We start from the raw sequence: 13,255 nt of genomic DNA on the forward strand, positions 1-13,255 counted from the left end.
GTAATGCACGTACACGTTTTTTATTCTTGGCTCGTTGAGCAATACCTAATTTCTGTTCATATTTCCGATAGAACTTAGGATTTGAAATTACAGTACCATCAGAACAGGTGGCAACGTCTTTTAAACCGAGATCAATACCAATCGCTTTAGTTGCAGTAGGTTTATTTTGCTTAGATGAATCCACTACAAGGCATACATACCACCGTCCACGACTATCCTCAACGAATGGGCCTGTTCTCACGCTGTATTTACTTAATCCGTAACTATCCCATAACTTAAATTGATGCTTGCCGTACTGAACATATCCATCAGCGTATTTGATGGCTACTTTCTTGAAAGGAATCCAACCAAGTGATCTTCTCGCTGACTTCTTATTGCTCACACGCCATTTCAGCTTTGCTTTCTTGAACTGTTTTCTTCGAGTGATTAACTCTTCTGTAACAGCCTGAATGGTTTGGCTATGTAGATTGCATTCTTTCGATGCGCCTTTGGTGTATTTGGCAACATCATAGGCTGATAGAAATTCACCTTTTCTTTTTAGATGCTTAAACCCTAAATCATTGACATAATTCCAAACAAAGTTCACCTCAGATGCTAATTGATCTAGCACCTTGCAATGTTTGTCTTTTATGCGTAATTTAAGTGTTTTCATGTGGTTATATTAACAATTTTTTCTCTATACCCTATGTTGGGCAATTCTTAAAACGACATTTTATGTCGTGTCGCTTATATCTCTGCTCTGAAGGACAGAGTTTTACGCTTCATTTGATAAAAAAAGCGCAACTTGCGATGCGCTTTTGTAAACTTTTAAAATCCGATCAGATTAAAGATCAAATAATTTACCCGGGTTCATAATACCATTTGGATCGAACACTTGTTTCAGGGCTTTCATATATTCGATTTCTTCCGCAGAACGTGAATATTCAAGGTATGGCTTCTTGGTCATCCCTACGCCATGTTCGGCTGAAATTGAACCATCATATTTTTTCACGGTGTCAAAGACATACTTGTTTACTACCTGACATTTAGCGAAGAATTCATCCTTGCTTAAATCCGCTGGTTTTAAGATGTTCAAATGCAAGTTACCGTCACCGATATGACCGAACCAGCAAATTTCAAAGTCTGGATAGTTCTCTGCAACAATTGCATCAATTTCTTTAATAAATGCAGGAACGTGCGTGATCAATACTGAAATATCATTTTTGTATGGAATAAACGGTGCGATTGACTCAGAGATGTCTTCGCGTAAACGCCATAAGCTTTCGACTTGGTCCAGACTTTGGCTCAGAACGCCATCCAGAACCCAACCTTGTTCCATACAATGCTCAAAAATTTCCATCGCCTTGTCCATAATCGGCTCAAACGGCGCTTCAAACTCAAGCAAAACATAAAATGGACATTCAGTTTCAAATGGACGTTGTACATGACCATTGGCCAATACTTTTTGCATTGCCAGTTCACCGAAAAACTCGAATGCGGTTAAATCAATTTTCGCCTGGAAAGCATGCAATAACGGCATGATTGCATCAAAATCAGGTACACCCAGTACCATCACTTGCAGGTCTTGCGGTTGACGTTCAAGCTTGATTTCTGCTTCAGTCACCAGACCCAGCGTACCCTCACCACCGATGAACAAGTGTTGAAGTGCATAACCGGTGGCATTCTTGATCATGCCTTTGTTCAGACGCAATACATCACCTTTACCGGTCACCACCGTCAGGCCAAGTATCCAGTTACGGGTCATGCCGTATTTAATGACTTTAATACCACCGGCATTGGTGCCGATGTTCCCGCCAATCTGGCTTGAGCCCGCAGAAGCAAAGTCAACAGGATAATACATACCCTGATCGGAAGCATAGTTTTGCAACTGTTCAGTCACCACGCCTGCCTGCACGCGAACCATCCGGTCTGCCGGGAAGAATTCCAGAATCTGGTTCATCTTGTCCATGCTCACCACAATCTCGCCATTGGCTGCAACTGCACCTGCAGACAGACCCGTACGACCGCCTGATGGGGTGACTGCAACATTAAACTGGTTTGCCAATTTTACGATGTCTTGAACCTGTTCAGTCGTCGAAGGAAAAACGATGACCGATGGGTTTGGATCAAAGTGTTTCGTATGATCACGACCCCAATTCTGGAGGCTGTCCGTATCGGTTTTAATACGGTTTTCACCCAAAATTGCCGTCAATTGGGTCAATAACTCAGGGGTTAAAGCGACTGGAGCATTCATCGTTTGCAGACCTAGCATGATTTAAACAAGAGAGACTTCGCTGGTTTATTTGCATATTTTTTAGGCATAAAAGCCTGTATACAAATCAGGCGAAACATGATGATTAAAGCACCAAAAATGGGAGCTTAAACAGCATGGCGCAATATTATAAGCTATTTTTTGGGGTTTCCCGCGAAAAATGACAATTTTGATAATATACCTTTGAAAATACAGATTTAATTCAACCAGAATTATAAGCATTGATCATATATCTGCTCAAAATACCTGAGGTGACTGTCATCAAGGAAATGTATAACCGCCCTTTTCCTGTGCTATTATACCGCGACTAAATTTGGCCTTTGTAGCGGAGCCGTAATGAGCCAACATCTATCTCTACCTAAAGATAAAATCCGTTTTCTATTGTTAGAAGGCGTTCACCAGAACGCAATCGATACATTGAATGCAGCTGGATACACCAACATCGACTATCGTAAAACAGCGCTCGAAGGCGAAGCGTTGAAAGAAGCGATTAAAGATGCTCACTTCGTCGGTATTCGTTCCCGTACTCAACTGACTGAAGAAGTATTTGAAGCTGCGAACAAACTGATTGCAGTAGGTTGTTTCTGTATCGGGACCAACCAGGTGAACCTTGATGCTGCGATGCGTCGCGGTATTCCGGTATTTAACGCCCCTTACTCAAATACCCGTTCGGTTGCTGAACTGGTATTGGCAGAAACTATTCTTCTTCTGCGCCGTGTACCTGAAAAATCAACAGATACACATGCAGGTGGCTGGAACAAATCGGCTGTCGGTTCATTCGAAACACGTGGTAAAACTTTAGGTATCGTAGGTTACGGTTCAATCGGTTCACAACTTTCTGTACTGGCTGAAAGCCTGGGCATGAAAGTGACCTATTATGATGCAGTGACAAAACTACCTTTAGGAAATGCACGTCAAGTCGGTTCTATGGGCGAATTACTGGCCAATGCAGATGTGGTTACTCTACATGTTCCGGATCTGCCATCTACCCGTAATTTCTTTGGCAAAGAACAGTTTGCGCAAATGAAAGAAGGTGCAATCTTCCTGAACGCAGCACGTGGTACATGTGTTGTGATTGAAGATCTGGCAGATGCGATCAAGTCTGGTCACATTGCTGGTGCTGCAGTAGACGTATTCCCGAAAGAGCCGAAAGCCAATGGTGAAGAATTCGTTTCTCCACTGCGTAACCTTCCAAACGTGATCCTGACTCCGCACGTGGGTGGTTCGACCATGGAGGCACAAGCCAACATCGGTCTGGAAGTTGCTGAGAAATTCGTTGCCTATTCAGATAAAGGTATGACTTTATCTGCAGTGAACTTCCCGGAAATTGCGCTGCCATTGACTGAAGGTAAACACCGTTTACTGCACATTCATAAAAACATGCCGGGCGTTCTTTCTAAGATCAACAACCTGTTTGCTGAACATGGCATTAACATCTCTGGCCAGTCTTTAATGACCAAAGGTGATGTCGGTTACCTGGTGATGGACGTAGACGCGACTGCATCTAAAGAAGCACTCGATACCCTACATGAAGTTGAAGGAACAATCCGCGTACGCGTACTGTTCTAATTTAACAATATGAAAAAACCACAGCTTTCGGGCTGTGGTTTTTTGTTTTTTAAGGTTTTTATTTTTCAGCTTTACTGTTCTTCCGCTCTTCGAGAAATCGAAACCTATTAAGTTATGCTGAATTTTAAAATTGCACCTATTGTACAAGCGCCACTGATTCTCCTGATCGCGATGATCAGTATGCAAAGCAGTGGCTCCTTTGCCAAATATCTGTTCGGTCAGTTTCCCATTCTGACCGTTTCAGCCATGCGTCTGCTTTTGGGTGCTGTGATTTTGGCATTGATTTTTAAAATTTGGCAAATTCATTTCAGACAGATCAAGTGGCCGGCCATTCTCAGTTATGGTCTGGCCCTGGCAGGTATGAACCTGCTGTTTTATCTGTCGATTGATCGCTTGCCGCTGGGCATTGCGGTTGCTTTTGAATTCATTGGCCCTTTAAGTGTGGCGCTGTTTTATGCGCGGCAAAAATTTGATTTTGTCTGGGTCGGATTGGCTATTTTAGGCCTGATTCTGCTGTTTCCCTTTGATCAGGCTGCACAGCCACTTGATCCGGTCGGGATTCTATTTGCCCTAAGTGCGGGTGCCTGTTGGGCGCTATACATCGTCGCTGGGCAAAAGCCTTCCGGGGTTTCCGGCAACCATACCGTGTGCTTGGGCATGTTGGTCGGGATGCTGGTGCTGATGCCAATTGCGCTTTTTGCTGGCATTCCTGCGCATACATTTGAACCCATCAGCCTGTTATATTTCATGGCTCTGGCTGTGCTGGCCAGCGCCCTGCCTTTTACCCTGGAAATGATTGCCCTGCGAAATTTAACCGCCTTGAGTTTTGGTACATTGATGAGTCTGGAACCTGCAATCGCAGCACTCTCTGGTTTTATCTTCCTGGGTGAAACTTTATTGTGGACACAATGGCTGGCACTGGCCACGATTATTAGTGCTTCAATTGGCTGTACGGTGACCAGTCAAAGACGAAAACATTGAATAAAAATAAAGGCGCTATAGCGCCTTTATTTAAGATAGCTTTATTAGAATCATTTTAACGTGGTGTTGCGTCTTTAATCGCCGTATTTAATACCGTGGCTGCTGTCACATTATAGCCATCACATGCAAAAGCAAGCTGATCATAAGTGTATTCTGTCCATTTGATCATTAAAGGACTGGCATCATTTTCCTTTAATTTGTCTAAAGCCACTTTTCGTGATTGGGCAACATAATCGTTGTGATCAATATGTTCTCCATGTTCCGAGAACGCACTGTTATAAATTCCTCCTTGATATTCGATCGCACCAAAATATTTGTAATATTGCATAGCAGCATCTTTATATTCTGCCTTTTTATATTTCAAGCCAGCCATGGTCTCATCTAGAATAATTTTTGCCAGCTCCTGGACAGACGTTTGTGCTTGCCAATCAGCCAGCGTGCGATAGTCAGTTTCTGTTTCCGGATCAAATTCAATATATTCTTCTTCCGGATGTTCAGCCTGGAGACGGAAACATTTAGATCCATTCGGGAATGTGCGCGCCTTCTGCAAATCAATAAAATTGGCTGCAAACTCATTATAATATTTACGGTCAGCGGCTGTCGTATTATCACTATTAAATAACACTCTGGTTGCAGCATCCTCATACATTTTCACCACAGCAATATTGGTACGTTCAGTTAATGCTTTTCCTGACAGGTCGTACCACTCTATATGCCGATGATTACTGATGTTGTTCTCCGGTATCGTCACAGGACGACTCTTAAATTGAGTGGTCGTATTTTCCAGTACTTTTTCCAGCTTATAGCCGAATGCTGTACGGGTCCGATCTGCAGGAAATACCCCTTTAGCGGTGACATAAGTCGGGAAGACCATGTTCTCCTCAATATTATATTCAGTATCCACGACACTGTTATCATCCGCATATAATATGCCGTCAGTAATTTTATTTTTATGACTGGCCAATAGAAGTTTTTTCGACTCCATGTCTGCTGCATCAGCATTCGGCAAGTTGAACTGATAGTTGTAGAATTCCGACACTGTGTCTGATGCTCCATCACCCGGGGTTCCAGGATTGTTCGGATTACCTGGATTGGTCGGAGCCGGTTGGCTAGGGACTGGTGTATTATTATCCGAATTATCAGAGCTACCACATGCTGCAAGCATACAGCCCAAAATGGCGCAAGAAAGTATTCGTAATTTCATTATTATCTACCTTATTATTTTCATTGTTATTTTAATGCTGCCCCGAATTGGGATCTAAGATATTTTAATAAATATAAAAATAAGATCAAATTAAAAATTGATTAATTTGTAACCACACCTGAGGTAAGTTTAATTTTGAATTTAAAACTTCACATATTTGATTGAGCTAAAATGTAAATTGATTATCTCCAAACTTAAGTTGCATTCACAAAATATTGCTCTGGCCTACTCAGCAAAAATCAACCAGTTTGCTATAATTTCATTTCTTTCTATTTCTCATTTTCACCCGCTCTGGGTAGAAGCTGCTTTCATGCCAAACGCCCAACTTCTTGCCGTATTCTTCATGGTCTTGTCCATGACTTCGTACCAGATCAGTGCATCTTTTGCCAAACAGCTGTTTAGTGTACTGGATCCGATTACTGTCACCATTTTAAGACTCTGTTTTGCTGCAATCATTGTCTGCGTCATGTTCCGCTCTTGGAAAATAATTTCACGTTTGCCTTTTTTAAAATGGCGGGATTTACTCTGCTATAGCGCGGCTTTAGGGGTCATGAATATTTTATTCTATCTGTCACTTGGTCGTTTACCGCAGGGCATTGCGGTAGGTCTGGAGTTTATTGGCCCTTTGGGCCTGGCTCTACTCTCGATTAAACACCGTAGTGATTATATCTGGGTATTGATGGCCATTTTGGGCATCGCGCTGATGGTGCCATGGGGACAGGCCAACAGCAGTAATTTTGACCTGTTGGGCGCAGCTTGTGCCTTGGGGGCAGGTTTCTGCTGGGCGCTGTATATTTTCTTTGGCCAACGTGTAGTTCAGCAGAATATCGGCATGCATGCACTGACCATTGCCATCAGTATTTCAGCATTGTGTCTGCTGCCGATCGGGCTCTACAACAACGCGCCCGCATTGATTGATACACAACATTGGGGCAAGGCCATTGTGATTGCAATTCTGGCCACCGCGATTCCTTATGCCCTCGATTTAAAAGCCTTACAGCATTTAAACAAAATGAGTTATGGCACCCTGTCCAGCCTCTCTCCGGCTTTAGCAGCTTTGACCGGTTTTCTGTTATTGGGTGAGAAAATCACGGTACTGCAAGCGGTCGCTCTGGTGTGTATTATGCTGGCCTCTGTCGGTGTGACAGTACGTGCCGCGCGTCAAGGAGCTGCAGAGCGGAGTGCATAAAGCCTGATTGGGATCTGGGCAACTGACTCAATATTTTCATTCATTCTTGTGCTTTCTTCATTTGGAAGAAATACCTCAAAGAAATGAATCCGGATAAAAAGATGGCTGTAGCGCCATCTTTTTTATTTATTTGATTTGAAGTTAAAATTTAGCTTTGTACCAGCATATCTTTTTTCATGTCTTTATAACGTTGATATTCAGTCTTGTACTGCGCTGCTAAAGCGGTCTTTTGCTCTTCACCGAGAATTTTTCCTGCTTGCTGGAAGAAACCATGTTCCTCTTCTTTTAAGTGGTGATGCACTTTTTCGGAAAGCTTTTTGGCAATTGCAATCCAGCCCGGATTACTCAATTCTGTTGCAGTCAGCTCTTCAATCATCTCGTCCATTTCATGATGTTCGGCCAAGGCATGCCGAGTAATATTCAAGCCCGAATCAGTCATCATCAGGGGGATATAGAAATAACGGTCTTCAGCCGCTTCATGGGCAAATAATTCATTCTTGAGTTGTTTGAACAGCTCACGACGTTCTGCTGTATCCCCTGAAGTTTGTAGTAATTTTTCTGCAAGATCACGCTGAATTTCATGACTTTCTCTTAATGCTTCAAAAATGGTGGTCATCTAATTTTTCTCCTATTTTCGCCCTGCCTTTTTACATCATAGAAAGAAAATGGCATGGGTTCAGGAGGTTTTATAAGTACAAATTGTATAAAAAACTTTAATATTGAGAATGGTTTACATCTATTCTTATATAAAGAAAATCTGATAGGCCATCCGGCAAATCAGTAAACTGACCAGAATCAGGAATAAAATCCGGATAAAGCCACTGCCATATTTAAAGGCTAATTTGACACCCAGCAAGGAACCACAGATATTGGCCACCGCCATCATCGCCCCGACCATAAATAGCACATTGCCGCTGGGAATAAAGAAAGTTAACGCTGCCAGATTGGTGGTGAAATTGGCAATTTTAGATAAAGCTGAAGCATGTAAAAAATCGACACTTAAATAACGAATGAAAAAGAAAATAAAGAAACTGCCCGTACCCGGCCCGAAAATTCCGTCATAAAATCCGATGGCCAGACTGCCCAAAACTGCCAATGCCAACATTTTCTTGGTGAGCTTTTGCTGAACATGCACCTGACCAAACTGCTTTTTCATCACGGTATAAATCGCGATGACAATCAGCATGATCAATACAAAAGGTTTGAGGATTTCGACCGGAATCAAGGTGACACTGGCCGCGCCAATAAACGAGCTGATGAAACTGCAAGCTGCAATCACGCCCAAGAGCAACCACGGCAGTTTTACCTGACGCAAATAGGAAAATGCCGCAGAGCCAGTACCAAAAATCGAGGCCAGTTTGTTGGTACCAAATACGGTAGCCGGCTGTAAATGCGGCAGACTGCCCATAATTGCCGGAATCTGGATCAGACCACCACCGCCTACAGCAGCATCAATTGCCCCTTCAAAAAATGCAAAGACAATCAGGCTGATGATGATCTCAATATCCATATTTCAGACCTTGCTTAGAGGTTTAAGACGCGTTTTGGCACCAGTCGTTTTTTATCACTAATTTCCGCCAGGCCTAAACATTTTTCACCATCAAAAACCAAGACCTGTTCAGCTGCTTCATGCTCGATATTACTTTCCATACCACGGCTAAAATATTCTGCCCGCCCTTCTGGCACTTGGATTTGCGGGAAATGTTGCACCGGCGCATAAGCCGGCAACAACAACCTATCACGCTCGTCTTCATTCAAGCTTTCCAGATATTCAATGGTATAACTCGGGATCAAATCAAAATGACCGGTTTTAATGCGGTGTAAATAGGTCAGATGACCGTAAGTACCCAAGGCTTTGGCAATATCTTCACCGAGTACCCGGATATAAGTCCCTTTAGAGCAGGTAATATCCAGCGTGATGCTATTTTCAGTAAAGGATAAAAACTCAATGGCCAGAATGCTAATCGGGCGCGCTTCACGTTCAATCTCGATGCCCTTACGTGCCAGTTCGTATAAAGGACGGCCTTCTTTTTTCAGCGCCGAATACATCGGTGGCACTTGCTGGATATCACCGATAAACTGTGTCAAGGTTTCTTGAATCAACGCTTCCGAAAGTTCAGGAACCGCTTTTTCTAATAAGACTTCGCCTTCGACATCGCCGGTGGTGGTGCTATGTCCAAGAAAGACCGTCGTTTGATAACGCTTGACTGAATCTAATAAATAATGCGAAAACTTGGTCGCCTCACCTAAACATATCGGCAACAAGCCGGATGCCAGAGGATCCAGTGCCCCAGTATGGCCTGCTTTTTGCGCACGATACAACCAGCGAACTTTTTGCAATGCAGCATTAGAACTAATGCCCAAGGGTTTATTCAAAAGGAAGACACCACTAAGATGACGACGCTGAATTTTAGGAGATGATGCTTTCATGGCAAAAAATCAGACATTTTATAAATTGGCGCCATGGTAAAACCCTGTGCGATGATTTACAACTTTTCTATGGTATCTGATGATTTTTATGGCATATTCAGCTGAATCAAAACTCTAAAAATAATGAAACCGAAAAAACAGGTGCATAGGATATGCAGAAATACAAGATATGGATCATTCTGGCTCTGGTGGTGCTGTGCTTTATCACCCTGATGCTCTGGCTATCTCCTCAGAATGAATCACAGACAGAGACTATTGGCCAATCACCTCTTAGTGAACGCCGCGGCGAACCTGCCGCATTAAGTATGACCAGCCCTGCCAATGCAGCGTTTTCCAGTGCCAGCCAGAAAGATACCGAAATCAATTGCCAGATGCAGCTGGATGCGAGTAACCGTCTGACCGTCAATGAACAGACTCGAAACTGTTTTGAATATTTTATTACCCAGTTTGGTGAAAAAAATCTGGCACAGATTCAACAGGATTTTAAAACTTACATTCGCCAGAATCATAAAGAACCCGCTCTCTCACAAATTCTGGATTTATGGGATCGCTATATTCAGTATCGTCAAGGTTTAGGCCAACTGACTGCACCGACAGGCCTCGATCAGGAAGATCCGGCCTATTACCGCAGCATCTATAGCAGCACCCAGAATTTGCGTAAACAATATTTTTCTAATTATGAAATTGAAGGTTTATTTGGTACCGAAGACACCTATCATGAATATACGCTTGACCGTATGGCCGTGCTGGCAGACAACAGCTTAAGCGAGTCTGAAAAAGCCCAGAAGCTCAAAAATCTGTTTGAAAAATTGCCACAAGACTGGCAGGAAAATCTGGAACAACTGAATAAACTCGAAGATTTACGCAAACTCAGCGCAGACATTAAAGCGCGTGGTGGCTCAAATGCAGAGATTCGTCAAATGCGATTAAACCTGGTCGGCCCTGAAGCCACGCAACGTCTGGAGCAACTGGATGGCGAACGTGCCAGCTGGAAATCCAGTGTCACGACGTATCTCAATGAACGGGATAGCATCATGCAAAGTGGCATGAGTGACAGCGCCAAACAGCAAGCCGTCGAGAAGCTGCGCCAGCAACGTTTTCAACAGCCGAATGACCAGCTGCGGGTCGAAACCTTTGAACAGATTCATGATCAAGGCGGCAAGTTGCCCTTTGCGAATTAAGCCTAAAAGCCATCACCTGTTGATGGCTTTTTTATGATTCTCATATCGAAAGCTTTATGCCTTCATATCTCCCGCCCTAACTTTGTTTCTAAATATTTCTTGTTTACACAAAATAACCTCAATGAGTGTTTTGTATTTCAACAACTTAAAATTTAAATACAGCCGTAAATAAAACATATTCTTACAATGTAAATCTCTTCTCTCTGTCGTGTCCTAAAATGACATGGTTTTAGCGCGTTGAAGTGAAAAAATACCGCTACTCAAAAGAAAAATTGCTCAGCCATAGAAGGCCAAAACTGTATGGTCCAAAGTCTGATTTTTTGGCTTACAACACTCTAGAAAAGCAATGATTGCTTTAATAACGATAAAATTAAAAAGGGATGCTTATGCGTACTTTCAGCAAGACAGCACAGTTACTAACTGTGACTTTAGCAACAACTCTGGGATTAAGCTTTTCTGCACAGGCCCATGCCGCGGCAAGTGCGACACAGGTCACTGAAAAGGCCAGATCTGATTATGCCAAAACCAAATATCCTATTCTGATGGTACATGGCTGGCTAGGCTGGTCACGCATTGGCACCGACAGCATCGGGCTGGATTACTGGTATCAGATTCTACCGGATATGGCACGCAATGGTTCTACCGTCTTTGCTGCACAGTTGTCTCCGGCAAATAAGACAGCACATCGCGGTGAACAGCTGATCAGCCAGGTTGAAGATGTGATAGCAATCACCGGCAAACACAAAGTCAACCTGATTGGTCACTCTCATGGCGGGCCAACCGTGCTCTATGTCGCTGCCACTAAACCAGAATATCTGGCATCGATTACAGGCGTTGCTGGTACCTATCATGGTTCTAAAGTTGCTGACGATATTCAAAGCAATAGTTTAAGCCGCACCGCGTTTAATATTTTAGGTGACTATATTGTGGGACCTTTAATTGCACTCGCTCAGCTTAAACCTGAATTAGAAATCGATTTTGATGCATCGATGAAATCACTAACCCAAACAGAATCAAAAAACTTTAATGCAACTGTTGCAAAAGAAGCAGTCAAAGACGGCGTTTTAGCAGCGACTGAGAACTGTAATAAAAACCTCAAACCTAAAGATTCTAAAGGTATTTATTACTATTCATGGACAGGTGTGGCACAAGCCACCAATGCCTTAGACATTGATACGATTTTAATGCAACTGGGCCCACTGTCTTATGGCAATAAAAACAATGATGGTATGGTCGCACGTTGTAGTGCTTATATGGGCAAAGTGATTAATGACAATTACAAACTCAACCATACCGATCTTGCCAACATGATGTTTGGCTTGAAAGGTCTATTCGCCCCAGATCCGGTGACTTTATACCGTCAGCATGCCAATCGCTTAAAGCTGCAAGGTTTGTAAGCGGCTCGCCTTTATCGGGATTGATAAAGGCCTTGCTATATAAGCGGTCATCATTTCCCCGGATGAAGCAGAGATAGAATAATGAAAATAATAAGCCTGGTATTCAGTCTATTTATTGGATTCAGTTGTTCCTTGGCTTATGCCAAGCAGAGTCCATTGATTGAATATACACCCAAATTCGCTATATCCAGCTACGCCAAAACCCATTATCCGCTCATCTTTGTCCATGGCTTCGGTCTGGGCTTTAACCGCATTGGAACCGATAACATCGGTTTAGATTATTGGTATCAGATCCCGCAAGATTTAGCCCGTCATGGTGCGCGTGTATTTTCCGCGGAATTATCTGCGGTTGCATCCAATGAACTACGTGGTGAACAGCTGTTACTACAAATTGACGAAGTTCTTGCACTGACGGGTAAAGCTAAAGTCAATCTGATTGGACATAGTCAAGGTGGACCAACCATTCAATATATTGAAGCTGTTGCACCTGCCAAAGTGGCTTCACTGACCGCAATTGCAGGTGCGATGAAAGGCACACCTGTTTTTGTCAATGCCAGCCAGACACCTTTACTAGAACCGCTGATTCATGCCATTGGAACAATTCTGGGCTACAGCATGAATCTGGTGACAGCAAATCAATATCCGGTAAATATCACAGCGGCCTTAAGTGCCATGCATCCTGAAGACATTCGAGCCTTCAATATAAAATACGGTTCTGCTGCGATTCCTAAAGACTGTCAGACCCAAGGCATAAAGATCACAGCCAATGGCATTCATCATTACTCCTGGATGGGCAACCGGCAAACCACCAATCCTCTGGATATCATTGAATCGACTATTGTCAGTTTAGGCGGGACTTTCTTGAAAGGTGAAGCCAACGATGGCGCTCTACCTTTATGTAGTGGACGTTATGGTCAGATCATTCGTCAGGACTATGCCCACAATCATTTCGATGAAGTGAACCAGTTCTTCGGCATTTTAGGGCCTTTTGCCCAAGACCCGATTGCACTCTATCGCCAACATGCCAACCGGCTCAAACTGCAAGGCTTATAA

At 43.2% G+C, this 13,255-nt stretch carries 12 protein-coding genes; 6 read left to right on the top strand and 6 right to left on the bottom strand.

Going from position 1 to position 13,255, the window contains the following annotated elements; genetic code table 11:
- Positions 1-652: transposase (locus FTT73_RS06930; protein ID WP_180191195.1), on the bottom strand; the 652-nt coding region annotated here is incomplete at its 3' end.
- Positions 653-823: 171 nt separating this feature from the next.
- Positions 824-2,233: an FAD-binding oxidoreductase gene (locus FTT73_RS06935; protein ID WP_179999178.1), complete on the bottom strand. Its 1,410-nt coding sequence runs from the start codon at positions 2,231-2,233 to the stop codon at positions 824-826.
- 354 nt (positions 2,234-2,587) lie between these two features.
- Here FTT73_RS06935 and serA point away from each other — a divergent pair, with 354 nt between their 5' ends.
- Both serA and FTT73_RS06945 read left to right on the top strand, forming a co-directional pair.
- The gene (gene serA, locus FTT73_RS06940) at positions 2,588-3,820 is read left to right on the top strand and encodes a phosphoglycerate dehydrogenase (RefSeq protein ID WP_005094251.1); all 1,233 of its coding nucleotides are present in this window, start codon (positions 2,588-2,590) and stop codon (positions 3,818-3,820) included.
- Between the two features lie 114 nt (positions 3,821-3,934).
- Positions 3,935-4,801 carry an EamA family transporter gene (locus tag FTT73_RS06945; protein WP_100329374.1) on the top strand — a complete coding sequence of 289 codons (867 nt, stop codon included), beginning with the start codon at positions 3,935-3,937 and terminating at the stop codon, positions 4,799-4,801.
- 55 nt (positions 4,802-4,856) lie between these two features.
- On the opposite strand, the gene FTT73_RS06950 is transcribed toward FTT73_RS06945, so the two are convergent.
- The gene (locus FTT73_RS06950) at positions 4,857-6,005 is read right to left on the bottom strand and encodes a hypothetical protein (protein ID WP_159138994.1); all 1,149 of its coding nucleotides are present in this window, start codon (positions 6,003-6,005) and stop codon (positions 4,857-4,859) included.
- 310 nt (positions 6,006-6,315) lie between these two features.
- On the opposite strand from FTT73_RS06950, the gene FTT73_RS06955 reads away from it, so the two are divergent.
- Positions 6,316-7,194, top strand: a complete 879-nt coding sequence (locus FTT73_RS06955; RefSeq protein WP_034608362.1) for a DMT family transporter — start codon at positions 6,316-6,318, stop codon at positions 7,192-7,194.
- Between the two features lie 148 nt (positions 7,195-7,342).
- Here the strand turns inward: FTT73_RS06955 and FTT73_RS06960 are convergent, their stop codons facing one another.
- From FTT73_RS06960 to truB, 3 genes are all read right to left on the bottom strand, one after another.
- Positions 7,343-7,810 (bottom strand): hemerythrin domain-containing protein, encoded by a 468-nt coding sequence (locus FTT73_RS06960; RefSeq protein WP_074383606.1) that lies wholly within the window; start codon positions 7,808-7,810, stop codon positions 7,343-7,345.
- Between the two features lie 126 nt (positions 7,811-7,936).
- A complete protein-coding gene (locus FTT73_RS06965; protein ID WP_180191196.1) occupies positions 7,937-8,704 on the bottom strand; it encodes a TSUP family transporter in 768 nt (255 codons plus the stop codon).
- A gap of 14 nt (positions 8,705-8,718) precedes the next feature.
- The gene (gene truB / locus FTT73_RS06970) at positions 8,719-9,624 is read right to left on the bottom strand and encodes a tRNA pseudouridine(55) synthase TruB (RefSeq protein WP_180191197.1); all 906 of its coding nucleotides are present in this window, start codon (positions 9,622-9,624) and stop codon (positions 8,719-8,721) included.
- Between the two features lie 152 nt (positions 9,625-9,776).
- Between truB and FTT73_RS06975 the strand changes: the two genes are divergently transcribed.
- The 3 genes from FTT73_RS06975 to FTT73_RS06985 all read left to right on the top strand — a co-directional run bounded on the left by FTT73_RS06975 (position 9,777) and on the right by FTT73_RS06985 (position 13,255).
- On the top strand, positions 9,777-10,805 hold the full coding sequence (locus FTT73_RS06975) for a lipase secretion chaperone (protein WP_180191198.1): 1,029 nt from the start codon (positions 9,777-9,779) through the stop codon (positions 10,803-10,805).
- 386 nt (positions 10,806-11,191) lie between these two features.
- Entirely contained in the window at positions 11,192-12,202 is a 1,011-nt protein-coding gene (locus tag FTT73_RS06980) for a triacylglycerol lipase (protein WP_005094261.1), read from the top strand.
- Between the two features lie 81 nt (positions 12,203-12,283).
- Positions 12,284-13,255 carry a triacylglycerol lipase gene (locus FTT73_RS06985; protein WP_180191199.1) on the top strand — a complete coding sequence of 324 codons (972 nt, stop codon included), beginning with the start codon at positions 12,284-12,286 and terminating at the stop codon, positions 13,253-13,255.

It is taken from the genome of Acinetobacter sp. YH01006 (assembly GCF_013420445.1).
Taxonomy (GTDB): domain Bacteria; phylum Pseudomonadota; class Gammaproteobacteria; order Pseudomonadales; family Moraxellaceae; genus Acinetobacter; species Acinetobacter pseudolwoffii.

Coding starts and splice junctions, on each gene's coding strand:
- FTT73_RS06980 (WP_005094261.1), top strand. CDS start 11,192: ATGCGTACTTTCAGCAAGACAGCACAGTTACTAACTGTGACTTTAGCA.
- truB (WP_180191197.1), bottom strand. CDS start 9,624: ATGAAAGCATCATCTCCTAAAATTCAGCGTCGTCATCTTAGTGGTGTC.
- FTT73_RS06950 (WP_159138994.1), bottom strand. CDS start 6,005: ATGAAATTACGAATACTTTCTTGCGCCATTTTGGGCTGTATGCTTGCA.
- FTT73_RS06965 (WP_180191196.1), bottom strand. CDS start 8,704: ATGGATATTGAGATCATCATCAGCCTGATTGTCTTTGCATTTTTTGAA.
- FTT73_RS06960 (WP_074383606.1), bottom strand. CDS start 7,810: ATGACCACCATTTTTGAAGCATTAAGAGAAAGTCATGAAATTCAGCGT.
- FTT73_RS06945 (WP_100329374.1), top strand. CDS start 3,935: ATGCTGAATTTTAAAATTGCACCTATTGTACAAGCGCCACTGATTCTC.
- FTT73_RS06985 (WP_180191199.1), top strand. CDS start 12,284: ATGAAAATAATAAGCCTGGTATTCAGTCTATTTATTGGATTCAGTTGT.
- serA (WP_005094251.1), top strand. CDS start 2,588: ATGAGCCAACATCTATCTCTACCTAAAGATAAAATCCGTTTTCTATTG.
- FTT73_RS06935 (WP_179999178.1), bottom strand. CDS start 2,233: ATGAATGCTCCAGTCGCTTTAACCCCTGAGTTATTGACCCAATTGACG.
- FTT73_RS06975 (WP_180191198.1), top strand. CDS start 9,777: ATGCAGAAATACAAGATATGGATCATTCTGGCTCTGGTGGTGCTGTGC.
- FTT73_RS06955 (WP_034608362.1), top strand. CDS start 6,316: ATGCCAAACGCCCAACTTCTTGCCGTATTCTTCATGGTCTTGTCCATG.